The 26,181-nt window shown below is 62.2% G+C and carries 27 protein-coding genes and 1 pseudogene; 16 read left to right on the top strand and 12 right to left on the bottom strand.

The window, feature by feature from the left end; translation table 11 throughout:
- From ACESNB_RS13395 to ACESNB_RS13380, 4 genes are all read left to right on the top strand, one after another.
- A partial coding sequence (locus ACESNB_RS13395; RefSeq protein WP_373008122.1) for an integrase core domain-containing protein occupies positions 1 to 189 on the top strand: 189 nt, incomplete at its 5' end.
- 72 nt (positions 190 to 261) lie between these two features.
- Complete coding sequence (locus ACESNB_RS13390; RefSeq protein WP_373008120.1) at positions 262 to 708, top strand: hypothetical protein; 447 nt, start codon at positions 262 to 264, stop codon at positions 706 to 708.
- 83 nt (positions 709 to 791) lie between these two features.
- Positions 792 to 1,973 (top strand): acetyl-CoA C-acyltransferase, encoded by a 1,182-nt coding sequence (locus ACESNB_RS13385; protein WP_373008118.1) that lies wholly within the window; start codon positions 792 to 794, stop codon positions 1,971 to 1,973.
- A gap of 83 nt (positions 1,974 to 2,056) precedes the next feature.
- On the top strand, positions 2,057 to 2,674 hold the full coding sequence (locus tag ACESNB_RS13380) for a hypothetical protein (protein WP_373008116.1): 618 nt from the start codon (positions 2,057 to 2,059) through the stop codon (positions 2,672 to 2,674).
- Positions 2,675 to 2,683: 9 nt separating this feature from the next.
- Here the strand turns inward: ACESNB_RS13380 and ACESNB_RS13375 are convergent, their stop codons facing one another.
- Complete coding sequence (locus tag ACESNB_RS13375) at positions 2,684 to 3,178, bottom strand: Lrp/AsnC family transcriptional regulator (RefSeq protein ID WP_373008114.1); 495 nt, start codon at positions 3,176 to 3,178, stop codon at positions 2,684 to 2,686.
- A 128-nt stretch (positions 3,179 to 3,306) separates the two neighbouring features.
- Here ACESNB_RS13375 and ACESNB_RS13370 point away from each other — a divergent pair, with 128 nt between their 5' ends.
- Complete coding sequence (locus tag ACESNB_RS13370) at positions 3,307 to 6,765, top strand: indolepyruvate ferredoxin oxidoreductase family protein (RefSeq protein WP_373008112.1); 3,459 nt, start codon at positions 3,307 to 3,309, stop codon at positions 6,763 to 6,765.
- Between the two features lie 9 nt (positions 6,766 to 6,774).
- On the opposite strand, the gene ACESNB_RS13365 is transcribed toward ACESNB_RS13370, so the two are convergent.
- From ACESNB_RS13365 to ACESNB_RS13355, 3 genes are all read right to left on the bottom strand, one after another.
- Positions 6,775 to 7,113 (bottom strand): hypothetical protein, encoded by a 339-nt coding sequence (locus ACESNB_RS13365; RefSeq protein ID WP_373008110.1) that lies wholly within the window; start codon positions 7,111 to 7,113, stop codon positions 6,775 to 6,777.
- 69 nt (positions 7,114 to 7,182) lie between these two features.
- Positions 7,183 to 8,772, bottom strand: a complete 1,590-nt coding sequence (locus ACESNB_RS13360) for a lysine--tRNA ligase (protein ID WP_373008108.1) — start codon at positions 8,770 to 8,772, stop codon at positions 7,183 to 7,185.
- A 60-nt stretch (positions 8,773 to 8,832) separates the two neighbouring features.
- Entirely contained in the window at positions 8,833 to 9,450 is a 618-nt protein-coding gene (locus ACESNB_RS13355; RefSeq protein WP_373008106.1) for a TetR/AcrR family transcriptional regulator, read from the bottom strand.
- A 76-nt stretch (positions 9,451 to 9,526) separates the two neighbouring features.
- On the opposite strand from ACESNB_RS13355, the gene ACESNB_RS13350 reads away from it, so the two are divergent.
- From ACESNB_RS13350 to bfr, 3 genes are all read left to right on the top strand, one after another.
- The gene (locus tag ACESNB_RS13350; protein WP_373008104.1) at positions 9,527 to 10,246 is read left to right on the top strand and encodes an O-methyltransferase; all 720 of its coding nucleotides are present in this window, start codon (positions 9,527 to 9,529) and stop codon (positions 10,244 to 10,246) included.
- Between the two features lie 32 nt (positions 10,247 to 10,278).
- Positions 10,279 to 10,479 carry a bacterioferritin-associated ferredoxin gene (locus ACESNB_RS13345; protein WP_373008102.1) on the top strand — a complete coding sequence of 67 codons (201 nt, stop codon included), beginning with the start codon at positions 10,279 to 10,281 and terminating at the stop codon, positions 10,477 to 10,479.
- Positions 10,480 to 10,625: 146 nt separating this feature from the next.
- On the top strand, positions 10,626 to 11,105 hold the full coding sequence (gene bfr / locus ACESNB_RS13340) for a bacterioferritin (protein WP_373008100.1): 480 nt from the start codon (positions 10,626 to 10,628) through the stop codon (positions 11,103 to 11,105).
- Between the two features lie 9 nt (positions 11,106 to 11,114).
- On the opposite strand, the pseudogene ACESNB_RS13335 reads toward bfr, so the two are convergent.
- Positions 11,115 to 12,698 (bottom strand): annotated as a pseudogene (locus tag ACESNB_RS13335) (FMN-binding glutamate synthase family protein).
- A 303-nt stretch (positions 12,699 to 13,001) separates the two neighbouring features.
- Here ACESNB_RS13335 and ACESNB_RS13330 point away from each other — a divergent pair.
- Positions 13,002 to 13,439: a DUF2853 family protein gene (locus ACESNB_RS13330; protein WP_373008098.1), complete on the top strand. Its 438-nt coding sequence runs from the start codon at positions 13,002 to 13,004 to the stop codon at positions 13,437 to 13,439.
- A gap of 82 nt (positions 13,440 to 13,521) precedes the next feature.
- Here ACESNB_RS13330 and ACESNB_RS13325 read toward each other — a convergent pair whose 3' ends face one another.
- From ACESNB_RS13325 to ACESNB_RS13310, 4 genes are all read right to left on the bottom strand, one after another.
- Complete coding sequence (locus ACESNB_RS13325) at positions 13,522 to 14,658, bottom strand: acyl-CoA dehydrogenase family protein (protein ID WP_373008096.1); 1,137 nt, start codon at positions 14,656 to 14,658, stop codon at positions 13,522 to 13,524.
- Between the two features lie 2 nt (positions 14,659 to 14,660).
- On the bottom strand, positions 14,661 to 15,875 hold the full coding sequence (locus ACESNB_RS13320) for an acyl-CoA dehydrogenase family protein (RefSeq protein ID WP_373008094.1): 1,215 nt from the start codon (positions 15,873 to 15,875) through the stop codon (positions 14,661 to 14,663).
- Between the two features lie 102 nt (positions 15,876 to 15,977).
- Positions 15,978 to 16,889 (bottom strand): glycosyltransferase family 2 protein, encoded by a 912-nt coding sequence (locus ACESNB_RS13315; protein WP_373008092.1) that lies wholly within the window; start codon positions 16,887 to 16,889, stop codon positions 15,978 to 15,980.
- On the bottom strand, positions 16,795 to 17,295 hold the full coding sequence (locus tag ACESNB_RS13310; protein WP_373008090.1) for a hypothetical protein: 501 nt from the start codon (positions 17,293 to 17,295) through the stop codon (positions 16,795 to 16,797). The genes ACESNB_RS13315 and ACESNB_RS13310 overlap by 95 nt, the downstream gene beginning before the upstream one ends.
- A 243-nt stretch (positions 17,296 to 17,538) precedes the next feature.
- Between ACESNB_RS13310 and ACESNB_RS13305 the strand changes: the two genes are divergently transcribed.
- From ACESNB_RS13305 to ACESNB_RS13295, 3 genes are all read left to right on the top strand, one after another.
- On the top strand, positions 17,539 to 19,119 hold the full coding sequence (locus ACESNB_RS13305; protein WP_373008088.1) for an FAD-binding domain-containing protein: 1,581 nt from the start codon (positions 17,539 to 17,541) through the stop codon (positions 19,117 to 19,119).
- A 233-nt stretch (positions 19,120 to 19,352) separates the two neighbouring features.
- Positions 19,353 to 19,535: a hypothetical protein gene (locus ACESNB_RS13300; RefSeq protein WP_373008086.1), complete on the top strand. Its 183-nt coding sequence runs from the start codon at positions 19,353 to 19,355 to the stop codon at positions 19,533 to 19,535.
- A gap of 78 nt (positions 19,536 to 19,613) precedes the next feature.
- A complete protein-coding gene (locus tag ACESNB_RS13295; protein ID WP_373008084.1) occupies positions 19,614 to 19,925 on the top strand; it encodes a UrcA family protein in 312 nt (103 codons plus the stop codon).
- 116 nt (positions 19,926 to 20,041) lie between these two features.
- Here the strand turns inward: ACESNB_RS13295 and ACESNB_RS13290 are convergent, their stop codons facing one another.
- Positions 20,042 to 20,569: a histidine phosphatase family protein gene (locus ACESNB_RS13290; RefSeq protein WP_373008082.1), complete on the bottom strand. Its 528-nt coding sequence runs from the start codon at positions 20,567 to 20,569 to the stop codon at positions 20,042 to 20,044.
- A 128-nt stretch (positions 20,570 to 20,697) separates the two neighbouring features.
- On the opposite strand from ACESNB_RS13290, the gene ACESNB_RS13285 reads away from it, so the two are divergent.
- The 4 genes from ACESNB_RS13285 (at position 20,698) to ACESNB_RS13270 (ending at position 24,078) form a co-directional block, all read left to right on the top strand.
- Positions 20,698 to 21,336, top strand: coding sequence for a peroxiredoxin (locus tag ACESNB_RS13285; RefSeq protein ID WP_373008080.1), 639 nt, complete (start codon positions 20,698 to 20,700; stop codon positions 21,334 to 21,336).
- A gap of 189 nt (positions 21,337 to 21,525) precedes the next feature.
- The gene (locus ACESNB_RS13280; protein WP_373008078.1) at positions 21,526 to 22,677 is read left to right on the top strand and encodes a dipeptidase; all 1,152 of its coding nucleotides are present in this window, start codon (positions 21,526 to 21,528) and stop codon (positions 22,675 to 22,677) included.
- Positions 22,678 to 22,760: 83 nt separating this feature from the next.
- Positions 22,761 to 23,777, top strand: a complete 1,017-nt coding sequence (locus ACESNB_RS13275) for an NAD-dependent epimerase/dehydratase family protein (protein ID WP_373008076.1) — start codon at positions 22,761 to 22,763, stop codon at positions 23,775 to 23,777.
- A 46-nt stretch (positions 23,778 to 23,823) separates the two neighbouring features.
- The gene (locus ACESNB_RS13270; protein WP_373008074.1) at positions 23,824 to 24,078 is read left to right on the top strand and encodes a DUF3297 family protein; all 255 of its coding nucleotides are present in this window, start codon (positions 23,824 to 23,826) and stop codon (positions 24,076 to 24,078) included.
- A 2-nt stretch (positions 24,079 to 24,080) separates the two neighbouring features.
- On the opposite strand, the gene ACESNB_RS13265 is transcribed toward ACESNB_RS13270, so the two are convergent.
- Together ACESNB_RS13265 and ACESNB_RS13260 are read right to left on the bottom strand one after the other, a co-directional pair.
- Positions 24,081 to 25,010: a hypothetical protein gene (locus tag ACESNB_RS13265; protein ID WP_373008072.1), complete on the bottom strand. Its 930-nt coding sequence runs from the start codon at positions 25,008 to 25,010 to the stop codon at positions 24,081 to 24,083.
- 140 nt (positions 25,011 to 25,150) lie between these two features.
- Positions 25,151 to 26,035 carry a branched-chain amino acid aminotransferase gene (locus ACESNB_RS13260; protein ID WP_373008070.1) on the bottom strand — a complete coding sequence of 295 codons (885 nt, stop codon included), beginning with the start codon at positions 26,033 to 26,035 and terminating at the stop codon, positions 25,151 to 25,153.
- Between the last annotated feature and the right edge of the window lie 146 nt (positions 26,036 to 26,181).

Raw genomic sequence — 26,181 nt, 5'->3', positions numbered from 1 at the left:
CGTCTCTGGCGCTCCATCAAATACGAAGAGATTTACCTACGTGCCTATGCCAGCGTGCCGGACGCACGGGCCGGGATCAGCCGATACATCACCTTCTACAATACCAAAAGGCCACACTCATCGCTTGACCGGCAAACGCCAGATCAGGCTTACTTCAGCCCGTCGCTGCTAATCCCGGTTGCGGCATAACCCAAAGGGCAGAAATCCACTTAGCAAGTGACCGGAATCTGTTCAGACAAACCGAACCACCTCTGCCGCCCCATGACCCGGGCTGAAATCGCCTCCCTGCTTGCCTGCGTCCCGATCTGGATGCGGCCCTGGGTGTGGATTCAGCTCATGCTCCTGCGCCGCGCGCAGCGGCGCCATGGCCGCGAACTGCTCGTCGAACTCTGCCATGTTACCGGTCGCATCCGCGTGCTGCGTCTGGGCGATGCTCCGCGTGCCCCCGGCATTTACCATTGCGAGGCCCCGGCCAGGCTCGCCTGGCAGCGCGCCTGCGACATTGCGCACGCCGCGCGGGTCGCCGCTTTGCCCGCCCTTCCCCGCGATTCCACTTTTCCGGCCTTTGGCAAACCATCCTGCCCGGATTCCGTCGCGCCCGGCTGGCCCGACACGTCCTGGGCGGGCGTCCACGCAAAATCTTTCCCCTTGCCGCCGCACCCTCAACAAGGGCTGTGGCCGCTCGTGCTGGTGCGCGCGGGATCGTGATTTGGACCCGGTCTTGACGACCGCCGCGTCAAAGCGCCTATGTGTTCGCAACTGCAAGAAAATATTCTCTGGAAGGAACCCGAATGTCTGAACAAGATCCCGTCGTCATCGTCGGTATGGCCCGCACCCCGATGGGCGGCCTGCTCGGCGATCTCGCCAGCCTCAGCGCTAACGAGCTCGGCGCCATCGCCGTCAAGGCGGCTGTTGCCGAAGCGAAGCTGAAGCCCGGCGAAGCGAACGAAATCATCATGGGCAACTGCCTTCCCGCAGGCCAGGGCCAGGCCCCTGCCCGCCAGGCTGGCTTCAAGGCCGGTGAAGACAAGGGCCTCGAGGCCACCACGATCAACAAGATGTGCGGGTCCGGCATGCAGGCCACCGTCATGGGCCGCAACGCCATCATGGCGGGCGACGCCACCATCGTCATCGTCGGCGGCATGGAATCCATGACCAATGCGCCCCACCTGCTGAACGTCCGCAAGGGCCACAAGTATGGCGCGATGACGTCGGAAGACCATATGGCCCTCGACGGCCTGTCGGACGCCTATTCGAAAGGCCCGATGGGTCTCTTCGCTGACAAGATTGCCGGCGAATACCAATTCACGCGCGAGCAGCAGGACGCCTACGCGCTCGAAACGCTGACCCGCGCCCAGAACGCCACCAAGAATGGCAAGTTCAAGCGCGAGATTGCGCCGGTCACCATCAAGGGCCGCAAGGGCGACACGATTGTCGACAGTGACGAACTGCCCCGCACCGCCATGCCCGACAAGATCCCGACCCTGCGTCCGGCCTTCTCGAAAGACGGCACGGTCACGGCCGCCAACGCCTCGGGTATTTCCGACGGCGCGGCTGCCATGGTGCTGATGCGCCTGTCGGAAGCCAAGAAACGCGGCCTGACGCCGATCGCCAAGATCGTCGCCTCGTCCAGCCACGCACACGAGCCGGAATATTTCACCACCGCGCCTGTGCCTGCCATGAAAAAGACCCTCGAAAAAGCCGGCTGGAGCATCGGCGATGTCGACCTCTGGGAAGTCAACGAAGCCTTCGCGGTCGTCCCGATGATCGCCATGAAGGAACTCGGCATCAGCCATGACAAGCTGAACGTCAACGGCGGCGCCTGCGCCATGGGCCACCCGATCGGTGCGTCCGGCGCCCGCATAATCATCACCCTGCTGGCTGCCATGGAAGACCGCGGCGTCAAGAAGGGCATGGCGTCACTCTGCATCGGCGGCGGCGAAGGCATCGCCATGGCCGTGGAACGCTTCTAGGCCCATCCGGCTTCTTGCCAATTGGAAGCCCGGGCCGTGCAACCGCACTGTCCGGGCTTTTGCGTTTGAGACGGAGAAAACCCATGCCCCTACCGAACCGCGTTGACCCCTTCGGCGAGATTCACGCCGTGCCGGATCGCGGCCTGTTCATGGGTAATCGCGGCGGCTGTATCCACACACCGGACCAGACGCTGAAACCCCGCCACTGGACCAGCCAGCGCTGGATCATCTGTGTGCTGGACTTCAAGGGCCGCAAACGCCCGCTGATGCAGCCGGGCCTCTATACCGAACTCTTCTTCCTCGACGAGGCCACCGCCCTCGCCGGTGGCCACCGGCCCTGCTACGAATGCCGCCGCCCCGACGCCCTCGCCTTCCGTGCGGCACTGGACAAGGCGGGCCGTGTGTCCGCCAGGGAACCCGTCAGTCATGTCGACGCCCTCATCGCGGGCGAGATCCAGTCTGTCATGAAGGGTGACTGTGACCGCGAAACGGTGGACCCCGCCGCCCTGCCCGATGCGGCCTTCTTTACCTTGGGTGGCGAGGCGTTCCTCAAATGGGGGAACACGGCCCGCGCCTGGTCCTTCGGCGGTTATGGCGCCCCCGCGCCGCTCCCCGCCCGCGCCCAGCGCCTCACCCCGCGCGCCACCTGCGCCGCCCTGGCTGCGGGCTACCGGCCAACGCTCCACGCCTCGGCGAACTGACCGGCAGGTTCAGGAGGACTTCAACCGGTCACTGACAAGGCCCAGCGGCAACGCCGTCGTCCGCTTCGACACGCGCACCACGATGCGCGACTGCACGTCCGACACCAGCGCCGAGCCCAGCAGCTTGTCGCGCAGGAAATTGTCATAGGCATGCATGTCGGTTGTCACCACATGGATCATATAGTCGACCGCACCGGTGACCGTCATGCACTCGATCACTTCCGACCAGTTCTGCACGATAGCTTCGAACGCTTCGAGATTTGCCCGGCTCGGCAGCGCCAGTTTCACGCTCGCCATCACCTCGAAATTCAGGCCGAGGGCAAAATTATCCAGCAGTGTGACGCGACCGGTGATGAAGCCCGCCTCTTCCATGCGCTTGATCCGGCGCCAGCACGGCGACGAAGACAGGCCGACACGGTCGGCAATATCCGCAACCGAAAGGCTCGCGTCGCGTTGGATGATGTCGAGGATGCGGGCATCAATCGTATCAATTTCTTGGGCCAATTTTCTTCAAGACTCCCTGTTTCGAGGCATATTATACCCCGAACTACACGGAATGGCGCAAGAAAGGCAAGCTATTTCGCTAGAATTGCCCAATAATCTACCAAACTGGCATTCAGGATGGCACAGCAATGAAACACCGTGAAGTGACGCTGGACGACAAATACGAGCTTGTCGAGGGAAATGCCTTCATGACGGGCATCCAGGCACTCGTGCGCCTGCCGCTTGACCGCAAGCGCCTCGACCGCGCGTCAGGCGTCAATACGGCCGGCTTCATCTCCGGTTATCGCGGATCGCCGCTGGGCGGATATGACCAGCAATTGCGGGCGGTCCAGCCGCTGCTCGACTTGCACGACATCCAGTTCTGGGAAGGCCTCAACGAAGACCTCGGCGCCACTGCCGTCTGGGGCAGCCAGCAACTCGGCCTGTTCCCCGGCGCGCGCTTCGATGGCCTTTTCGGCATCTGGTACGGCAAGGCGCCCGGCGTCGACCGTACCGGCGACGTCTTCAAGCACGCCAATGCCGCCGGCACGTCAGCGCTTGGCGGCGTCCTCGCGATTATCGGCGACGACCATAATTGCAAATCCTCGACTCTGCCCTCGCAGTCGGAATTCGCCATGGCGGACGCCGAAATCCCGGTGCTCAATCCGGCCTCGATCCAGGACGTGCTCGACTATGGCATCCACGGCTGGAACATGAGCCGCTATAGCGGGGCATGGACCGGCCTCGTCGCCCTTGCCGACACGATGGATTCCGGCGCCGTGGTAAATATCGATCTCGACCGTTTCAGCTTTGTCGCGCCGTCCTTCCACCTGCCGGAGGCCGGCGTCCACATGCGCCGGGGCGACACGCCGCTCGACAAGGAAGCGCGCCTGCGCCACTTCAAGCTGCCCGCCGCGCAGGCCTATGTCCGCGCCAACCGGCTTGACCATGTCATCCTGCCATCGCCCAAGCCGCGCATCGGCGTCATCGTCACCGGACAGGCCGCACGCGACGTGTTCGAAGCGCTCGCCGCCATCGGCCTGACCTCCGAAGACGCCGGCCGTCTCGGCCTCGCCATTTTCAAGGTCGCCATGCCCTGGCCGCTGGAACCGGAAGGCGTGCGCGAATTCTGCGCCGGCCTCGAACGCGTCGTCGTCATCGAGCACAAGCGCCCGCTGATCGAGGAACAGCTGAAAGCCGCACTCTATGACCTGCCGGATTCGAAGCGCCCGGTTATCGAAGGCAAGCGCACGGCAGAGGGCAAGCCGCTCCTCTCGGACGTTGCGTCGATCACCATTCCCGAAATGGCCACCGCCCTGATGAAAATCATTCCGGCCGGCTGGGACACCGCCCGCGCCAACGCCTATTTCGACCGCGTCGGCCGCGCCGGTGAAGCGGCGCGCACGAATGCGTCACCCACGATCCGCAGCCCGCACTTCTGCTCCGGCTGCCCGCACAATACATCGACTACCGTGCCCGAAGGCTCCCGCGCGTTGGCCGGTATCGGCTGCCATTACATGGCGAACTTCATGCCCGACCGGAAAACCGACATGACCAGCCAGATGGGCGGCGAGGGCATTGCCTGGGTCGGTCAGCACTGGGCCACCGATGAAGACCATGTCTTCGTCAATCTCGGCGATGGCACCTATTCTCACTCGGGCAGCCTCGCGATCCGCGCCGCCGTCACGTCCGGCGCGAAGATGACCTACAAGATCCTCTACAATGACGCGGTCGCCATGACCGGCGGCCAGCACGTCGAATCCGGCCAGACACCAGCCCAGATCGCACAGCAGGTCGAAGCCGAAGGCGTCCAGACCATCGTCATCGTGACCGAAGACCCGACCCGCTATGCCGGTGTGAAGAACCTGCCGCGCCGCGTGAAAATCTATGACCGTGAAGACCTCGAAGACGTGCAGGTCATGCTGCGCGGCACGCCGGGTGTCTCGGTCATGATCTATGACCAGATGTGCGCCACAGAGAAACGCCGCCGGTCCAAGCGCGGCATCATCGCGCCCGACCGCGTGCGCGTCATCATCAACCAGGAAGTCTGCGAAGGCTGCGGCGACTGTTCGGTGAAATCGAACTGTCTGTCGGTCGAGCCGGTAGAAACCGAGCTCGGCCGCAAGCGCCGCATCAACCAGTCGACCTGCAATACTGACCTCTCCTGCCTCACTGGCTTCTGCCCCAGCTTCGTCACCGTGAAAGACGGCGAGCCGGCTTGGACCGGCGAAGTGCGCCGCGAATTCGATGCGTCCGGTCTGCCCCTGCCTCAGACACCCAGCCTGGCCGAACCGTGGAACGTGCTGTTCACCGGCGTTGGCGGCACCGGCGTCACAACCGTCGCAGCCGTCCTCGCCATGGCTGCGCACGTGGACGGCAATGCCGCCTCATCGCTCGACATGACCGGCCTTGCCCAGAAGGGCGGCCCTGTCCTCTCGCACATCCGCTTCGCCCGCAAACCGGAAGCCATCTCGACCGGCCGCGTGCCCCCAGCCAGCGCCGACCTCGTCATCGCCTGCGACCTTGTCGTCGCGGCGGGCGGCGACGCCCTGCTCCTCATGGAGCCTGGACGCACAGCGGCCTATGCGAATTCGGACGTCACCCCGACCAGCGAGTTCATCCGCAACCGGTCGAAGCGTTTCGAGAGCGATCTTCTGGCCGCCCGCGTGAAGCGCCAGGCACGTGACTTCGGCGCCTTCGATGCCGAAGCGCTTGCCGTCGGATACCTCCATGACGCGATCTACACGAACATGATCATGGTCGGCTATTCCTGGCAGAAAGGCGCCGTGCCTGTTTCGTTGCGGGGCCTCTATCGTGCGATCCGCCTCAACGGCACCAAGGTCGACGACAATATGGCCGCGTTCAATATCGGCCGCATCGCCGCTGCCGCACCTGAGCGCCTCGTCGCCCAGCACGATCCGCGCGGCCACCTGGAACCGAAGACGCTGGACGAGCTGATCGACGATCGCGCCACGCGCCTGATCGCCTACCAGAACGAATTCTATGCCCAACAGTATCGTGACGCCGTAACCCGCGTGCGCACGGCGGAAGAAGCCGCAGGCCTGGGAGACAAACTGTCCCGCGCGGCCGCGACCTATGCCTTCAAGCTAATGGCCTACAAGGACGAGTACGAAGTCGCCCGTCTCTACACAAATGGTGACTTTGCCAAACAGCTCGCCAGCCAGTTCAAGGGCGGCAAGCTGCGCTTCTGGATGGCCCCGCCCCTGATCTCGAAGAGGGACAGCCACGGCCACTTGAAGAAAAAGCATTTCGGCGGCTGGATGATGCTCGGGTTCAAAATCCTGACACGGCTCAAGGGCCTGCGCGAGACCCCGTTCGACCTGTTCGGTCGCACCGAGGAACGCAAGATGGAACGCGCCCTGCGCGACACCTATCTGGAGACGCTGGAGACGCTTGCGGCGGACCTGACAGCCACGAACCACACCCTCGCCATGGCCATCGCGGAAATCCCGGATGACATCCGGGGCTACGGTCACGTCAAGGATGCCGCCGTCGCCCTCGCGAGCGAGACCGAAGCCGCCCTCTGGAAAGGCTGGCCCATGGGCAACATGCCGCAAGTGAAGACGACCCTGATCGCGGCGGAGTAAGGCGAAGGCCTAATCCGCCGTGGTGACCTCTACGTCGACGATGCGGCCCTTTTTCTCTATTTTCTTGAGCTCTCGCTCGAGATACTTGACCTTGACGGTCTTGCGCACGTGCTTGGTGCGACCCGTGCGCGTCTTTAGCGTGACGTCGAGCTTTGCCATTTCGTCCGGCCCATCCAGCACGTCGCCGGTTGTCCGCACAGCCATGCCGCCGACATAGACCACGCTCTTGCCCGCCACTTTCGTGGCACCGACAGCGAGGCCAACCGGGACCGTGACGATTTTCGTTGCACCGCAGGCGGGCGTTGCCAGCAGGAGCGGTGCAAGCAAAAGGGCCTGGTAGGTCTTCATGGGCAGGTTCGCTTTCCGGTTCGATGGAAGCCTAGAGGACCCATGTCCCGTTTCACAGTTAAAGCCCCGTTAGCGCGCAAGGGCCTCATCAATCAGGCGCGCCGTATTCCCGACGCCATAAAGCGCTGCAAAGCTGCCGAAGCGTGGTCCCTGTTCCTGCCCGAGCAGGACTTCATAGAGCGCCTTGAACCAGTCGCGCAGGTTCTCGAAACCATGGTCCTTGCCGACCGCGAAAGTCAGCGTCTGCAGGTTCTCGGGCGTTGGCTCTTCATCGAAGGCTTTCAGCCGGGTAGAGAGATCCGCCATCGCCGCGCGCTCCTGCTCGCTCGGCGCGCGGAACACTTTCGCGGGCAGAACGAAGTCGCGGTAATAGCGCATCGCATAATCAGCGAGGCTGTCGAGCAGCGGATGGGTCTCAGCCGAAGCTTCCGGCGCGTAGCGCGAGATGAAGCCCCAGAGCTGGCTCTTGTCCTCGGGATTGGCCACCGCCACGAGGTTCAGCAGCAGTGCAAAGCTGACAGGCACATCCGCCTTCGGGGGATTGCCCGAATGGATGTGCCAGACCGGGTTTTCAAGCTGGCGCGCAGGCTCTTCGTCGGGATATTTCTCAAGGAAGGTCAGGTATTCGTCGACCGTTTTCGGAATGACATCGAAATAGAGCTTCTTCGCCACGCGCGGCTTCTGGAACTGAAATAGCGACAGGCTCTCGTCCGGCGCATAGGCGAGCCATTCTTCGACCGAGATGCCATTGCCCTTGGACTTGGAAATCTTCTCGCCCTTGTCGTCCAGGAACAGCTCGTAGACATATTGTTCCGGCGGGCGGTGACCGAGGATTTTGGCGATCCTGGAATAGATCGGCGCATTGGCCTGATGGTCCTTGCCGAACATTTCGAAGTCGACGCCGAGCGCAGCCCAGCGCATGCCGAAATCCGGCTTCCACTGCATCTTCACGTGCCCACCGGTGACCGGCAAAGTCACGTCGCTGCCGTCTTCGTCCTCGAAGGTCACTTCCCCCTTCGCAGCGTCGACATGTTTCATCGGCACATAGAGGACTCGGCCGGTGCTCGGCGAGATCGGCAGGAAGGGCGAATAGGTCGCCTGACGTTCAGCGCCCAGCGTCGGCAGCATCACGGCCATGATCTCGTCGAACTTCTCGGCGGCGCGGCGCAACATGGGATCGAACCGGCCGGACTTGTAGCATTCCGTCGCCGAGACGAATTCATACTGGAACCCGAACTGGTCGAGGAAGGCGCACAGTCGCGCATTCATATGCGCGCCATAGGAGTCATGCGTCCCGAACGGGTCCGGCACCGAGGTCAGCGGCTGCTGCAGGTATGCTTCGAGGCTCTCCGGATTCGGCACGGTCGGCGGCACCTTGCGCATGCCGTCCATGTCGTCGGAAATACAGATCAGGCGCGTCGGAATCTTCCCGCCCGTCAGCACTTCGAACGCATGTCGCACCATGATCGTGCGCACCACTTCCCCGAACGTGCCGATATGCGGCAAACCCGACGGACCATAGCCGGTTTCAAATACGACAGGATCATCGAGCTTGCGCTCACCCGCCTTGACCTGCTGGTCGACCCGCTTCTTCAGCGCGCGCGCCAATTCAAACGGCCAAGCCTTGGCAGAATGGGCAAGTGTCGAAAGGTCAGTCATGGCATGCAAGTCCGGTTGGGAAATCCAGCGCACAGCCTGTAGTCACAGGCCCGGCAGGGGTCAACTCGCAGGCAGGCGGAGATACCCGAACACGGCGTAACAAACACGCACCTTGATGACCTCCAGATTCGTCTCGCCGTGAAGGCAGGCCTTGTCGGTAATACCCTGGACCAAAGCGAGTATATCTTGCGTTGCCGCTTCCGGTTCGAAGGGTGTCTCCAGCTTCCGCGAGGCCATCAATTCATGAACAACATTGAAAATGCCGGCGCGGACATCCTGCAGGTCTTCATGGAGCGCAAGCCGCCCCTCCTCCTGGTCGAGCACGCGGGAGAGTTCGGGCCGGTCGGTATGGTGAGCGACCGATACCTCGACCAGTTCCGCGATAGCCACATCGACAGGCGCATTTTTTACGCGCGCGGCCGTCTCCTGCATCCGGGAAAGAAAGCGCTGGGAATCAGCCAGAACGAGCGCGGCCGTCACCGCCTCCTTGTTCGGGAAGTACTGATAGAGCGAGCCGACGCTCACGCCGGCGGTCTCAGCGATCCGGTTGGTCGTGTATCCGGCCAGGCCGTCCGTCTCGAGAATGCGAGCAGCCGCCTCGAGAATGGCCTCGACGGTCTGGGCCGACCGGACCTGAGTCGGCGGTTTTCTCGGGATGATCGACGCAGCGCGGGCCATGACACCAATGCGAGTAGCAAAACATGAGTAATAACTCGTATTTTATGCAGAGACCAGAGCCAGAGGAGATACAGCCATGCCATTCGACAGCACACATCCACGCGATGGCCTGAACGATCCGGAAATCGCCGACACACTTTCGCGCCTGCACAGGGACGCGCGCCGGGACAGATGGGTCTTTGCCCGCGCCCTCCCCTCAATTGCGCTGGGCTACTTGCGCGGACGCAGTGTATTCGAGTCCGCCGAGCCCTTCCTGTCGGATGCCTACATCCCGGTGTCACCCGAACTCGGCCGCCTCATGTACCAGGTCGCCCGCGCCGCGAAGGCCCGCAATATCGTCGAGTTCGGCTCCTCGTTCGGGATCTCGGCAATCTATCTTGCCGCCGCCGCACGCGAAAACGGCGGACGGTTCACCGGCACTGAAATGCTGCCGCACAAATTCCGGATTGCGGAATCAAACCTCGTGTCCGCCGGCCTGAAGCGCTGGGCGGATATTAGGGAAGGCGACGCGCTGGAAAGCCTGGAACCGCTCGACGGCCCGGTCGACTTCGTCTTCCTCGATGGGTGGAAGGAGATGTATATCCCGATCCTGCACCTGCTGGAGCCAAAGCTGGCTGATGGCGCAATCATCTTTGCCGACAATATCCATTCGTTCCGCAAGACGCTGAAACCCTTCGTCGATTATGTCTGCGACCCCCGTAATAGCTATGAAACGACCGTTGTTCCAATTGGCAGCGGCCTGTCGATTTCAACATGGAGAGAACAAAGTAAAGAAAAGCCGGACTGTCGCTATTGACAATCATTCGCAGCTTGATGCAAATGGTTCTCATGATCATTTGCATTTGCAACCGCATCAATTGTTCCAGCGTCCGCGCCGCGGTCGATGCCGGTGCGCGCAGCCCAAGGGCCGTGCAGGCCCATCATGGCTGCAAGTTCAATTGCGGGAAATGCAGCTGTTCGATCGGCAAGATCATCTCCCAGGAAATGGACCTCAAGGCGCCATCACCGGCCCTCCTCGCCGCCGAATAAGCGTTCTGTTTGAGACTGCGTTTCAGCACGCGGTGAGACTGTGTCTCACTTGCAGATGAACTTGTTTTTATTCGAGAATTTATTGCTTTCGCCGGGCGATTCACCTATTCCGGGAGCAGACCCATTCACTTGCGCAGGAGAGCCCCATGAAAGGCGACACCAAAGTCATCGAATTCCTGAATCTCTGTCTCCGGAACGAACTGACAGCGATCAACCAGTACTTCCTGCACGCGCGCATGCTCAAGGATTGGGGCGTCAGCAAGCTCGCCGAGCATGAGCACAAGGAATCGATCGAGGAAATGCATCACGCCGACTGGCTGATTGAGCGCATCCTCTTCCTGGGCGGCCTGCCGAATCTGCAGGACCTCGGAAAACTCAATATCGGCGAGAGCGTTCACGAAATCCTCGAGTGCGACATGAAGATGGAAATGACGGCCATCCCGCTGCTGCGCGATGCCATGGAGCATTCAGAAAAGGTCCGCGACTATGGCAGCCGCGACCTGTTCGGCAGGATCCTCACCAATGAGGAAGAGCATGTCGATTATCTCGAAACCCAGTTCGACCTGATCGAACGCATCGGGATCGAACGCTACACAATGCTGCAATCGGAAGCCAATGGCGGCTAAGGAACGACGTCAGAGGCTCAGGGGGCGGAAAGACGCAGCCTGGGCCATGGCCCATTCATCGGCGAGCTCCGTGTCCTCCGGCGCATCCAGCAGCGCGTTCTTCTCAAGCAGGTCGTAAGCCCGGTGAGCTGGAAGCGTGATATCTTCTGTCACCCGGTGCATGCTGTGGCGCGGCGTCAGCTCGGCCGGATGTTCGCACCCGGCGGCGCCGACCACTTCCATCAGCGCCTTCACCGTATTGCCATGGAAATTGTAGACCCGCTCCGCTTTGTCGGCGACCACGAGTCCGCGTTGGCGGCCCTCGTCCGTGGTCGCGATACCTGTCGGGCAGGTATTGTTGTGACAGTTGAGCGACTGGATACCGCCCAGCGAAAACATGAAGCCCCGTGCCGTGTTCACCCAGTCGGCGCCCAGCGCCATGGATGATGCAATGGCGAACGCGCTGATCTGCTTGCCGGAACAGGCCAGCCGGACATGATCCTTCAATCCTGAGCCGATCAGCGCATTGCGCGTCAGCACCAGGCCCTGACGCAGCGGTGCGCCGATATGGTCCAGGAATTCCGCCGACGCGGCACCGGTCCCGCCATCGACGACCATGAAGTCTGTCCGGATGCCGGTCTCCAGCATCGCCTTGCACAGAGCGAGAATCTCCCAGCGATTGCCGACGCAGAACTTGATGCCGACAGGCTTGCCGCCGGAGAGGTCTCTAAGATGCGCCACGAATTCTATCATCTCGATCGGTGTGGAGAAGGCAGAATGCCCGGTCGGCGAGAAGCAGGTCTCGCCAATCGGAATGCCACGCGTGGCGGCGATCTCGGCCGTCACCTTCGCACCCGGCAGCACACAGCCATGGCCCCGCTTGGCGCCCTGGCTCAGCTTGATCTCGATCATCTTGATCTGCGGATCCTTGGCGACGTCGGCAAATCGCGCCGCATCAAACGTGCCGTCTTGCGCGCGGCACCCGAAATAGCCCGAGCCGATCTCCCAGACGACATCGGCGCCGCCGGCACGGTGATATGGCGAAACGCCCCCCTCTCCGGTGTCGTGGTAGAAGTCGCCCATCTTCGCCCCCGTCGATAGCGCCTCGATCGCATGCGCCCCCAGAGACCCGAAACTCATCGCCGAGATGTTGAACACGCTGACCGAGTATGGCTGCGTCGTTCCGGGCGCGCCGACACTGACACGCGGACAATCGCCTTCCGTGTTTTTGGCCGCGAAGGAATGCGCGAGCCATTCATAAGGCGGCTTGTCGATGTCGAGCAGGCTGCCGAAGGGTTCGACAGACGACACATTCTTTGCACGCCGATAGACCAGCGCACGCTGCTCATGATTGAATGGCCGTCCCTCCGTGTCGATCTCGACAATCTAGAACCGGAAGAAGGGACGCAATTCTTCCGCCATCCACCTGATATGCGCAAGGATCGGAAAGTTGCGCCACGAAGTGTGGCGGCGCTGAAAAAAATCGTAGAGCCCAAGCAGGACAAGAACGCCAAGTATTTCGGCCCCCGCGCGCAACCACCGAACCGACTCCAGACCCAACAGGCACAAGACGAACAGTGCGGAGATTGCGAGAAACGGAACAAAGCGCAGCATGTTGAAATCCCTGTAGTTTTTCCATATGTCCAGACTTGGGCCATGCATTGCGCATCGTCAACAAAGCGCATGCAAGCAGCCCAACGCGCGTCGCGCACGATGCCGTGAATCGCAATGTGCGATCTAAATATTACTCTGCTTACGGATCTTTTTGAAAGAGACAGATGCAGCGCTTGCGCCTAAAGGGGGTTGGCAGGCTGTGGAAAAAAAGGTCAGTGTGCCTGCGCGTGTCGAAATAATTCGAGATATTAGCTGCGTAAAATAAAAACCGCCCGCTTCCGGGCCCATTGAGGAGACAATCCCATGGCAAAAGCAACCAAGCCAAAAACCAAGAAACCTGCTGCCGCCAAGAAGGCTGCACCTGCACCAAAAATCGCTGCACCCGCCAAGGCGCCAACAGCGAAAGAAGTGCTGATGGAAAAATACATCGCCGACCTGAAAGAAAAAGTCGGTGAAGCACGTCCTGACATGGCGCTGCTCGAAGCTGCCGTGAAAGCGTCTGGCCCAACCATCTACAAATCCGACACGGCGACTGTCGCCACTTCCGACAAGGAAGAACTCGCGCGCGTACGCAAGGGCTTCGTCGCCAAGAAGCTCGGCGTCACGGACGAAGCCAAGGCAGACGCTGCGATTGCCGCCGCCATTGCCGCTTATGGCAAGTCGGTTCGCGCCAAGCACCGTCCGGTGATGTACTACCTCATCGCCAAGGCCCTGAAAAAGGGTTCAGTCCTCAAGGGCTAGTCCTTCAATCCGCTTACGGATTAAAAAAAGCCGGGCTCAGCATCGCTGGCCCGGCTTTTTCATGCTTGGTTCCTGAAAAGGATCAGAAGCCCTGGAGGCGTGCGTAGCGGTCGCGGTGCCAGCTGGCACTACCATACAGCGCTTCCTGCACGCGAGCGCGTTTCATGTAGAGGCCCGGATCAGCCACATCCGTCATGCCGATACCGCCATGCATCTGGACGCACTCATTCGACACGAGATGCACGAGTTCGCTGGCCTTTGCCTTGGCAAGGCTCGCAAGTTCGGCGACGTCGCCCTTGCCGGAATCGACCGCCGCCAGCGCCGCAGCGACGCAAGACCGGGTCATCTCGATCTCAGTGAACATTTTCGCTGCGCGGTGCTGCATCGACTGGAACGAGCCGATCAGCTGGCCGAACTGTTTGCGGCTTTGCAGGTATTCAAGCGTCATCTCGAACGCAGCCACGGACGATCCGAGCATTTCTGCCGCCATGCCGATGGCGGCGCGGTCGAGCACAGGCTCGAGCACATCGGCGCCTTCGTCGACAGGGCCAAGCACCGCCCCTGCCCCGACCATGACGTCGTCAAAGGTGACATGCGCCGCGCCGTGGGAGTCGACCGTCTTCAGTTCCTGGACGGTGACACCCTTAGCGTTGGCGGGCACAAGGAACAGCGTAATGCCATGCCGGTCACCAGCCTCGCCAAACGTGCGCGCGACGACGATGAACATCTCCGCGTCATGGCCGCCGGGCACAAAGCGCTTCATGCCGTTCAGTGTGTAACCCTGGCCATTGCTCTCGGCTTCGGTCGCTACATTCAGGGGTGAGAAGTGCGCGGACTCATCAAGCGCAAGCGCGAACGTCGTCTCGCCCGTAGCGATCTTTGGCAACCATTCGGCCTGCATGGCTTTGCTGCCGCCGAGCTGGATGGCGGACGCAGCGATCAGGGCCGTCTGCAGCAGCGGCGTCGCGGCGAGCGTGCGCCCCTGCGCCTCAAGAATCTGGCCGAGGCCGACAAGGCCGAAATGTTCGCCGCCCGGTTCGTCGGCAATGATCACGCCGAAGAACCCGAGTTCGGCGAGCTTCTTGCGCGTGCCCGCATCACGGCCATTGGCGCCCTTGTCGCGCAGGGCACGCAAATGGGTCACCGGCAATTCATCGCGCACGAACGCGAGGGCCGTGTCGCGCAGCATTTCCTGGTCTTCAGTGAGTACGAAAGTCATGACTATTGATGGTCCTTCAGGCCGAGTACGCGCTTGGCGACGACATTGAGGTTGATTTCGCTTGTACCGCCTTCGATCGAGTTGCCTTTCGAACGCAGCCAGCCGCGCGTCGCCTTCATGGCATTCTCATCAAAGCCCTCCCCTTCCCAACCGAGCGCTTCAGAACCCAGCGCTTCGATCAGGAGTTCGTGGCGGTCCTGGTTCATCTTGGCCGCGCCATATTTCAGGATGGAAGCGGTATGGCCCACCTGCTGGCCGGCTTTCGCCTGCTCAGTCTGGCGCTGGACTGTCAGGTTGAACGCCTTGGCGTACATCTTGTGGTCAGCGATGCGTCCGCGCAGGTCGCCATCGGCGATCCGGCCTTCGCTGTCAGTGCCGACATGCATCTTGGCGTATTCTTCCGGGCCGAGAATGCCGGATCCGCCCGTGCCGCCAAAGCCGCCGGCCGAGATCGATGAGCGCTCGAATTGCAGCAGGCGTTTGGCAATTTCCCAACCACCATTCACGCGTCCGACCAATTGCTCTTTCGGCACTTTGACGTCCGTGAAGAAGGTTTCGCAGAATGGCGACGATCCGGAGATCAGCAGGATCGGACGCGCTTCAACGCCCGAGCTTGCCATGTCGAACAGGATGAAGCTGATGCCCTCATGCTTGGACGAGGTGTCGGTCCGCACGAGGCAGAAAATCCAGTCGGCCTGGTCAGCGTAGGAGGTCCAGACTTTCTGGCCATTGATCAGGTAATGGTCGCCCTTGTCTTCGCAGCGCGTCTGCAGGCCGGCGAGGTCAGAACCCGCGCCCGGTTCGGAATAGCCCTGGCACCAGCGCGTCTTGCCTTTGACGATATCCGGCAGGAAGCGCTTCTTCTGTTCCTCATTGCCGAACTCGAGCAGGGCCGGGCCAAACATCCAGAGACCGAAAGAGAAGAGTGCGGGCCGCGCCCGGATGCGGCGCAGTTCTTCCTGCAGCACGCGGTTCTGGTCCTTGGTCAGGCCACCGCCGCCAAAGGCCGCGGGCCATTCGGGTGCGGTCCAGCCCTTCTCGCCCATACGGTCGAGCCAAATCTTCGATTCCGGATTGACGAAAGTGCCGCGCTTGCCGCCCCAGACGATTTCGTCGTCCGTCATCGGTGTGCGCATGGAGGGCGGGCAATTCGCCTCCAGCCAGTCACGCGTTTCGGCGCGAAACGCGTCCAGGTCTTCGGTGACGTCATAGGCCATGGGAACGGCTCCTCAATTGTCAGGCATTGTGTCTGACGCGACCCTAAATCTCCGCGGCAGCCACGCCAAGCCTGACGCTGGGTAAAACATTTTTCGGAGCGTTCAGCAGGACGGCGCGCCGTGCGGAGTCTTGGCCCAGAAGTGCGGCGCATGACACAAACCGTACAGGGCACGTGCCATGGCGACGGACTGCAGCGGCCAGTAGAGTGGCGTCGTCAGCGCAACGATCAAGGGTCGCTTGCCCCAGCACCCCGGCGCAGCGACACCTGTCGCCACACCGGCCAGGTATGAAACCGCCACAACGCCCGTCCCGAGCGGACCGAGCGATAGGTCCGGCGCGCACAGGCATAGCAGGCACCAGAGGGCCCATGGGCCATGCACGATTGCCGACAGGATCGCCGCGCCGAGGGTCAATTGCATCGACACGAACCCGGCGAGCCCCATCTCCCGCAGCGATGTGGCCAGCGTGCGCATCAGCACGAGCCATGTTTGCAGGAGCCCTTTCAGCCAGCGCGAGCGCTGCGCCAGCCACACGCTCATCTGCTCTGGCGGCGCCTCCAGGGTCGGCGGCGCAATCATGCCGACCCGCGCGCCGCGACGGGCCAGACGCAAGCCGAGGTCGGCATCTTCGGTCACGTTCCACGCGTCCCATCCACCCGCCTCGATCAGCCTCGCCCGGTTGAAATGATTACTCGTGCCGCCCAGCGCGATGGGAAGGCCAAGACGAGCGAGCGCAGGCAGGATGCGCCCGAACTGGTTAGCATATTCCAGCGCCCATTGCGCCGACAGCCAGCCGCCCCCTTCCGGCATCCCGACGAGGGGCGCCTGGACGCAGGCAAGACGTGAGGTCCCCCCCCCCCGACGCACAAACGCAGCCACGGCTTCTCGCAATTGCCTTGGGTCGGGGCGGTCTTCGGCATCATACACAACGACATAGGCGCCCCGGGCGCGCGCCAGCCCATAGTTGAGCGCGCGCGGCTTGGTGCGCGGCAGGCCCGATGAGCTCTGTTCCATCCGGCCAGTCCTGATCAAGCAGCGCAGCACGTGTTGCCTCGTCGCCGGTTTCAATCAGCAATTTGAGATCGATCCGGTCGGGCGGATAGTCGAGGGCGAGGATCGCCCGCGATAGCTGCGCCGCGCTGGCGGCTTCGTCCTTCAGGGCAACGAGAATTGTATAGATCGGCAGGAGCAGGTCGGTACCGAGCGCTTCCGGCAGCCTGCGTGCCTGCAGGCAGCCGAGCATCACAAGTCCGGTTCGGAACAGGAGAATTGCGCCGAACAAGGCCAGCCCCATACACATGACCATCTGGATGGTGATATCCGGCGCGATGAGAAGCGGCACGCCGACCATGACCGACAGGCGACGCGTCATGCCTGTCTGCTTGCCCTGCAGCACCGTCATGGCGGATTGTCTGGGCAAGTCCCGGCCCCGAACCCGAGCGCGGCGTTTTCCGCCAAGGCAGGGTCAGGCTCCGGCAGGGACAATATCCCTCGCCGGATTTGCCTTTCCCGTTCAAGAGAAAAGACCTGTGGATAAGTCGGGGCCACAAATCACAAATTGAATTCGTTTCGCTCACGAAACTATTTATGGCGAGATTCCTTTCCCTCACGCCCGGATGCAGAAATAGCTTGAGCGTTTGCTGGAATGTTCTATGTTTGTTCCATGATTGATCTGCATGTTGTCTGGTTCAAGCGGGACCTCAGGGTCCACGATCACGCGCCCCTCCTTGCGGCTGTGGCGAGCGGCGCACCGGTTTTGCCACTCTATATCTTCGAGCCGGGCTTCTGGGCCCTGCCGGAACATTCCCGGCGCCAGTTCGACTTCCTCATGGAGAGTCTCCAGAGTCTGGATGAAGCGCTCAAGGCGCGCGGCTCTGCCCTCTGCCTGCGGGTCGGCGAGGCGACGCAGGTTCTTGCCGAACTCCACAAGCGACATGGCATCGCCGCGATCCACGCGCACGAGGAAACCGGCCCGCAATGGACTTTTGACCGCGACCGGGCCGTGCAGCGCTGGGCCGTCAAGGCCGGCATAGCCCTGCGCGAGCAACCACAGAACGGCGTCATCCGGCGGCTGAACGGCGGCGAGGGCTGGGAACGGCGCTGGGAATCCGTGATGCTGGCCCCGCGCGTCAAGGCACCTGACTTGCTGCAGCCGTCGAACGTATCCACCAGCGAATGGCCCATAGCAGAAGATTTCCGCCTCCCTGCCGATTCCTGCCCCAAGCGGCAGCCGGGCGGACGCGCAGAAGGCGTCGAACTCCTGCGATCCTTCATTGCCGCACGCGGGCGGCGCTACCGAACGGCGATGTCGAGCCCGCAATCGGCCGAAGGCGCCTGTTCGCGCCTGTCGCCCCATTTCGCCTCCGGCACCGTGTCGATCCGCGAGGCCTGCCAGGCCGCTGCGCGGGCACGGACTGACCTGGCACTTGATGGTGACTCCACCTTCGCCGCGTCTCTCGACAGTTTCCTCTCCCGCCTGCAATGGCATTGCCGTTTCATCCAGAAACTCGACGACCAGACATCGATCGACAGTCGCAACCTGCTCGCCACGCCCGATGGCCTGCGCGATATCGTGACCGATGGTGATCCGCGACTCGAAGCGTGGATCAATGGCCGGACCGGGTTTCCCTTCCTTGATGCTTGCATGCGGTCGCTGAATCAGACCGGCTGGCTGAACCATCGCATGCGCGCAATGGTGATGGCCTTCGCCGCGCAGCACCTCTGGATGGACTGGCGCCAACCGGCGTCGCGCCTGGCGGCCCTGTTCACCGATTTCGAAGCCGGGATCCATTACCCTCAGGCCCAATCGCATTCCGGCGCAGCCGGGTCCGGTATCCCGCGCATCTACAATCCGGTGAAACAGTCGCTCGACCACGACCGCGACGGCGACTTCATTCGTCGCTGGGTGCCGGAACTGGCCGCGCTGCCGGCGGCACATATCCATGCCCCCTGGGACGCGCCCAAGGCCGAACTGGCAAAAGCCGGCATCGTGCTGGGCCAGACCTATCCGATGCGGATCGTCGATCACATGGCTGCAGCCCGCGAAGCGCGTGACCGGCTTTATGCCAGCAAGGCCTCCCCCGCCAGGTCGGATGGCACGACCCATAGGCGGTCAGAGACCCAACGCGCGGCAACGACATCGCCGCGGCAGAGCAAGGCACGCCCCGGGACCGCTCCGCGTCAGCTCGCATTTGACCTTCAAATGCCCGAAACAGCCGAATCGGCGCGCTCTCCTGCGATTTAAGCCATCGCGCGCCCGGATTTTTCCAACACGAAGCGGAGTTAACGGGCCTTGCAACGTCATTTCATGCCACCATATCGAATAACAATGAGGCCTAAGGCCCGAATTTATCTCAATTTTATTATTTTTCGATAAATTATTATTGCTTTTCGATAAAGTCTATCTTATCTTGATCATGTCGACGGCGGAATGGTTCGCCAAAGACATTCAGACCAAGCAAGAAGGACTAGAAGAAAATGACCCCCCGCGCCCGTCTCAACGACGTCGAAACACCTGCCCCCGCCGCCGCGATGGCTCATGCCATCCTGACCGGTTCGGCAACGGCCCGGTCCACACCGGCCAATGATGTCAGCCTTGGGGGTCGGCCCGGCTTGCTCGTTCGCCGTCGTCGCCGCCTCGCCCGCCGCGAAACCCACTAGCACCCCGGCGCTGCCCCGCATGCCCCCTGGGCTTGCGGCGCCGGGTTCCCCCAAAATAGAGCAAATAAGGATCTACAGATGAAACGCCCCCTGATCACCGCCGCCCTGGTTGCCGCCCTCCTCGCCACACCGGCTTTTGCCGCAAGCGACAAGTTCGAGATGGCCGTCACATTTGATCGCGCCGCAGCCGAAAGCCCTGAAGGGGCCCGCGTCGAGTACGAGAAAATCAACGAAGAAGTTGTCGAACGCTGCGCAGCAGAACACGCCGACATCCCTGTCAGACGCGAATTCGCCACGACGCTCTGCACAAACCGGACGATGAATACCGTCGTCAAGTCGATCGACAGCCCCGAACTCACCAAGGTTCACGCCGCCAAAAAGGCTAGCTGAACACGCGCAGGAGCTGCGCTCTCGGGCGAACGTCGCCTCTCCCCTGAACTCGCTCGCCTGCGGCTCCTAACGCCATCCTGTCCCCTCCAAGGCAGGGTGGCGTCTACGTTTACCGGTCAGACTGGATCGGCTTCCCGGAAATCGCGCGCCCGCATCACATCGGCCAGCTGGAAATGAACCGGCAGGAACGCGCCGTCCTCGTCTGCTTCGAACAGGGCGGCACACGCCGTCGGAAACTTCTCGTTCAGCCGTTCCGAACTCCGGTGATCGCGACTTCCGCCATCCCGCAGCAGGCTCAACGCGAAATCGTGCAGGCCGGGATTGTGCCCGATGACCATGAGCGTCGAGGCGCCATCGTTCTGCCGAACCGCTTCGGCGATGCCGCGCATTCCGGAAAGGTAGAGCGCCTCCATCGGACGCACGCGTTCGCCTTCCACCACTTTGGCGACTTCCGAACATGTCTCGCGCGCCCGGCGCGCGGTCGACACGAGAATGCGTTCAGGGCTCCAGCCCAGCGCAACGATCTCCTCGGCTACCCGGCGGGCGTCGACATGACCCTGTTCGGTCAAGGCTCGCGCGAAATCGTCGATACCTTCGACCCAGGCCTCGGTCTTGGCATGACGCATCAGGATCAGACGTTTCATGGGCGCTTTTTGCTCGCTCTGCCGGGACCATTAGAAAAACTTATCTACACCTTGAGGTGTTTCGCATTGGTTCTGCTGTCCTTAGGCACCATTTCCGCTCCACAAATCAAGTGACAGGAGTTTGAATTATGAGCCTTCTTATTGGCGATGTTGCCCCCGACTTTGAAGCCGACACGACGGAAGGCCGGATCAAATTTCACGAATGGGCCGGCAAGGACTGGGTCGTCTTCTTCTCCCACCCGGCCGATTTTACCCCGGTCTGCACGACCGAGCTCGGCTACACAGCCAGGCTGAAGGATGAATTCGCCAAGCGAGGCGCCAAGGCGCTGGTCGTATCGGTCGACAGTGTGGAAGATCACAAGCGCTGGATCAAGGATATCGAAGAGACCCAGAATGCAAGCGTCCAGTTCCCGATCATCGCCGATACCGAGCGAAAGGTCGCCACGCTCTACAACATGATCCACCCGAACGCCGACGCGAAGCTCACCGTTCGGGCGGTCTACGTCATCGATCCGAACAAGAAGATCCGCGCCTCAATCGTCTACCCGCCCAGCACCGGACGCAATTTCGACGAGGTGCTTCGCCTGATCGACAGCCTGCAGCTGACCGACAATCACAAAGTGGCGACGCCTGTGAACTGGCGCGACGGTGAGGACGTGATCATCGTGCCCTCGCTGACCGATCCGAAAGAAATCGAGCGCCTCTTCCCGAAAGGCTACAAGGCCGTGAAGCCCTACCTCCGCTACACAGCCCAGCCCGGCAGCTAGACCGCCACCTCTCCCCCGAACGCAGCGGTTTCCAGGACGTCCTGGAAACTGATCGAAACCCCGTCGCGACCCGATCCATCCTGGACGGGCTCGTGGCGGGAACTTTTTGCTGACTGGAATGCACGTTGGCCATTCGCTTGACGGCAACGCCTCTCTCCCCGCTAGTCGGCGGAAAACCGGGAGGATCATATGGGCAAGCTAACACGGCGCGTCCTGCTTGGTGCCGGGGCGGCCGCCCTCGCCGGCGCCGCCTACGGCGTTCACACTTTGCGCAAGCGGCCCGGGCCAGCTCCGCTTGGATTTGAGCTCACGGCGCAAGAGCGCGCGCGCGGCGTGGCCTTCCTGAAAGCCAACCCGGCGGTGGATGCCCATGCCCATCCGGGCCAGACTTTCGTGCGCGGCGCCAGTGGCCTGCCGCCCCTGCTGCAAGTCTATTCCGCCAAGGGCAGCTTCGAGCCGCGCACGGTAAGCGACATGGTGGAAGGCGGCCTTGGCGCGTCCAGCTTCGCGGCTGTTGCGGATTTCAACGTCCTCGACCTGTCGAAGGAAAAGAGCCTAGTCGTGCGCCGTCCCTTTGAGGAAGGCGAAGCCTGGGCGAGCTACAAAATCCAGATGGCCAATCTCAAACGCCTCGCTCGCGACGGTATTGTCACCGCCATGTCATCCCCCGGCGAGATGGAGGCCGTGCGGGCCTCCGGCAAGCCGGGTGCCATCTGGACGGTCGAAGGTGCTGATTTCCTCGGCGGATCAAGCGACCGGCTGCAGGAGGTCCATGCAGACGGCGTGCGATCGATCACCCTGATGCATTACCGCGCCAACGAGATCAGCGAGCCAATGACCGCAGCGGGCCATGACAGTGCCCTATCGGCGGCCGGCGAGGCCATCGTGCGCGAAATGAACCGGCTCGGCATGTTGATCGACCTCGCTCATATGCCGGAAAGCGCCGCCCGGCGCGTGCTGGAGATCACCGACAAGCCGGTCATGTTCTCGCACACGCATATCAACAGTACGGAGCTTCAACATCCCCGTTTCATTTCCGCAGATATCGCCCGAGAAGTGGCCGCGTCCGGCGGCTTGATCGGCGCCTGGCCGAGCGGCATCGGCATCAGCACGCTGGCCGGTTATGCCGACCGGATATTCCAACTGATCGACGCTGTCGGTATCGACCATGTCTGCATGGGCACCGACATGGACGGCAATTACAAACCCGTCTTCGACGACTACCGCCGCTTGCCGGACCTGGCCGGCCTGTTGCTGAAACGCGGTCTCGGCGAACCGGAGACGGCGCAATTCCTCGGAGGCAGCCTGCTGCGTGTCTGGGGGCAAAGTATGACCGTGTGATTGGCTAAACGCGCCCCGCGTGCCTATGTGCGCAAGCTCATGCTGGCGCTCGCTGCCCGCAGTTTTGAAGAAAGGCCCACACCATGCCTGCACCCGTTCCGACCTATGACACAAGCGCCCCGGTCCTCGTGACAGGTGCGACCGGCTATGTCGCCGGCTGGCTGGTGAGCCGCCTGCTGGACGAGGGCTTCACGGTCCACGCGGCAGTCCGCGACCCGTCGAATGCAAAAAAGACCGGGCCGCTCCAGGCGCTGGCAGACGCAAAGCCCGGCACGATCAAATTCTTCAAAGCCGACCTGCTTGATCCCGGCAGCTACACTGAAGCGATGCAGGGCTGCGCCGTAGTCTTCCACACCGCCTCCCCTTTCACCGTCACCGTCGCGGACGCCCAACGCGATCTCGTCGATCCGGCGCTGAACGGCACGCGCAACGTGCTCGAATCAGCCAATGAAGTCGAAAGTGTCCGGCGTGTCGTGGTCACCAGTTCCTGTGCGGCAATCTATGGCGTGATCGAAGACGTCGCCAAGGCGTCAGGCGGTATCCTGACGGAAAATGACTGGAACACATCCTCGTCCCTAACGGTCACACCTTACAATTATTCCAAGACGCTGGCCGAGCGCGCCGCCTGGGAGATGGCCGGTGCGCAGAACCGCTGGAAGTTCGTCGTCATCAACCCCGCGCTCGTGCTGGGCCCCGGCATCAGCCCGGACCAGACCTCCGAGTCCTTCAATTACATGAAGGCCTTTGGCAACGGCGCCCTGAAGGATGGCGCGCCGCCGCGCGAGATCGGCATGGTCGACGTGCGCGATGTCGCAGAGGCGCATATGCGCGCAGGCTTCGTGCCTGAAGCCGACGGTCGCCACATCACTTTCGCGGAAGCCCAAGGTTTCATTTATATCGCTGACGTGCTGCGGGAAAAATTCGGCGACGCGTGGCCATTTCCTGTCGTCGAGGCCCCATCAGCCGGACCGAAACTCCCCTGGCGCGCCGACAATTCCAAGTCGCAGCGGGAGCTGGGCCTTGTCTACCACCCCGTCAGTCAGGCGATCACCGACATGTTCGAACAGCTGGTTGAAGCCGGCGCCATCCCGCGTCCGTGAAACACCCTCTTGAGTCCAGCCGAGGGACGAGGCAAAGAGCATTCCCATGACAGACACACTCCCCGACCGCCTGAGCATCAATCCGAAAAGCCCATACTATGACGAGGCCCTGCTGCTGCGCGGCATCGGCGTCCGTTTCAAGGGCACCGAGAAAACCAATGTCGAGGAGTATTGCATCTCCGAAGGCTGGATCCGCGTCTCCGCCGGCAAGGCCGTCGACCGCAAGGGCAACCCGCTCACAATGCTGCTCAAGGGCCCGGTCGAAGTCTGGATCAAGGACGAGGAAGCCGGCGAAGCCTGACGTCAGGCCGCGCCTTTCGGCGTGATCGTCCAGTCGAGCCCGTCCGCCGTCTCTGTGACCGCCACATCCATGAACGCGCGGCACGAGTGCACTGCGCCGCGCCATAGCTCGGTCCAGCAGGTGAGCAGGTTGCTGCGTTCCTCGCCGTCAAGGCCCCGCACAATCGTGAGGCCATGGTGATGCAGCACCGCCTGCCCTCCCCCATGATCACCTTCTGACACGACCGCGTCGCCCATGCCCGCGAACATCCCGGTAAGGAAGCGCGCCGCCTCCGCCGGGCCGCCATCGACGCCGCCAACGGCCTCGGCGATGTGCCTGTATTGCTGCAGGCCGGTCAGCCGGGCGGCCAGTTTCGCTAGTTCAAGCGCCCGCTTCTGCCCCAGCACGTTCACCAGCTCCCGCACGCCATTGCGAATATATTCCACGGCATAGTTTCGGTTCGCCTTGGCGAGGCGGGCCGTGTTCCAATCACCTGCCGGCGGCGCTGGCTGCTGCGCCGGATCATAAGGCGGCGGGGCTTCGTCGGGCGCAAATTGCAGCCGCTCGTCTTCGCTCAGGTCGTGATCGTATTCGCGGAAATAGCCGCAGAGGCCGAACTGGCCGGTCATGTCTTCCGAGACGCAGACAAAGCCGAGACGTGGATTTTCGAGCGAGACACCGTTCTGGGCGCACCAGCCCCTGAGGAAGCCCTGGCTCGCCTCGACGGGCACGCCGCAGATCGCAGGGCCGTCATACATCCAGCGCGGGTAGCGAAAGCGCACCCAGGCCTTCGTGTCGGACTCTTCCATATATTCGACCGTCACTCCGCCCATTCTGTTCGACAGGACATGATAGCGCGCGCAGGCGACGGCGTCCGGCAGGTCATCCAGGCCCAGCTTGCGGAAACTGGAGAGAAATTTCTCCTCGTGCTGGCGCCGGCATACGCGGAACATCCAGTCGCCGGGCCCTCACGGGTGGCGACCATCAGCTCGAGCCCGAGCAGGTACTGGTGATGCAGGTCCGCCTGTGCCGCGATGGCCTTGAGGTTCTCGGTAGGCGCCGTATCTGGCATCGTTCGGCGGCCTCCCGCTAGCTAGAGCGCGAGTTCCATCTTGCCGTTCACGAGCCGTGTATAATCATCGACGAGCGAATGGCTGATCTCGGCCGGCTTGTAAATGTGCGCGCCGATTTCCGCGACCGGCGTGATCTCGGCGGCGCTGCCCGTGATGAAGCATTCCGAGAAGGTCGCAAGCTCGTCCGGCATGATGGCGCGCTCGATGACTTCAATCTGGCGGGCCTTGGCGAGCTTCATCGCGGTCTGGCGTGTCAGGCCGTTCAGGAAACAGTCCGGCGTCGGCGTGTGCAGCGCGTTGTCCCGCACGAAGAAGATGTTCGCGCCCGTCGCTTCGGCCACCCGGCCGCGATAGTCAAGCATCAGCGCATCGGCATAGCCGGCCTTCTCAGCGGCATGCTTGGACAGCGTGCAGATCATGTAGAGGCCGGCGGCCTTGGCATGGCAGGGCGCAGTGTCCGGAGCCGGACGGCGCCACTCGGCATGCGTCATCCGGATACCCTTCATCTTGTCAGCAAAATAGTCGCCCCACGACCACACTGCGACAGCGAGGTGGATCGTGTTGTTCTGGGCCGAAACGCCCATCATTTCGGATCCGCGCCAGGCAATCGCCCGGATATATGCACTCTCGATGCCCGACTTTGCGAGCGCTTCGCGCTTGGCCGCTTCCAGCTGCTCAACGGTGAAGGGTATCTCGAACCCCATGATGCGCGCGGAATTGTGCAGGCGCTTCGAATGGTCAAGCGATCGGAAAATCTTGCCGCCATAGGCGCGCTCGCCCTCGAACACAGCGGAGGCATAATGCAGCGCGTGCGTCAGGAGATGCACCTTCGTATCCCGCCACGGGACGAATTCGCCATCCATCCAGATGTACCCGTCACGGTCGTCATAGGGGATACTTGCCATGGATTTCAGCGCTCCTCGCTTGCACTTTTTATGTATTCGCGTTCATTTCAGACTATGGCCCCTGACGTCAACCTGAACCGACCCTTCGATCCGCGCCTTTTCCTGATGGATCAGGAGCTCGATCGAGGCGTCGGCCTCCTGATGGC

This window comes from Hyphomonas sp. (assembly GCF_041689225.1).
Taxonomy (GTDB): Bacteria; Pseudomonadota; Alphaproteobacteria; order Caulobacterales; family Hyphomonadaceae; genus Hyphomonas.
This window is presented reverse-complemented; position numbering and strand designations above follow the sequence as displayed.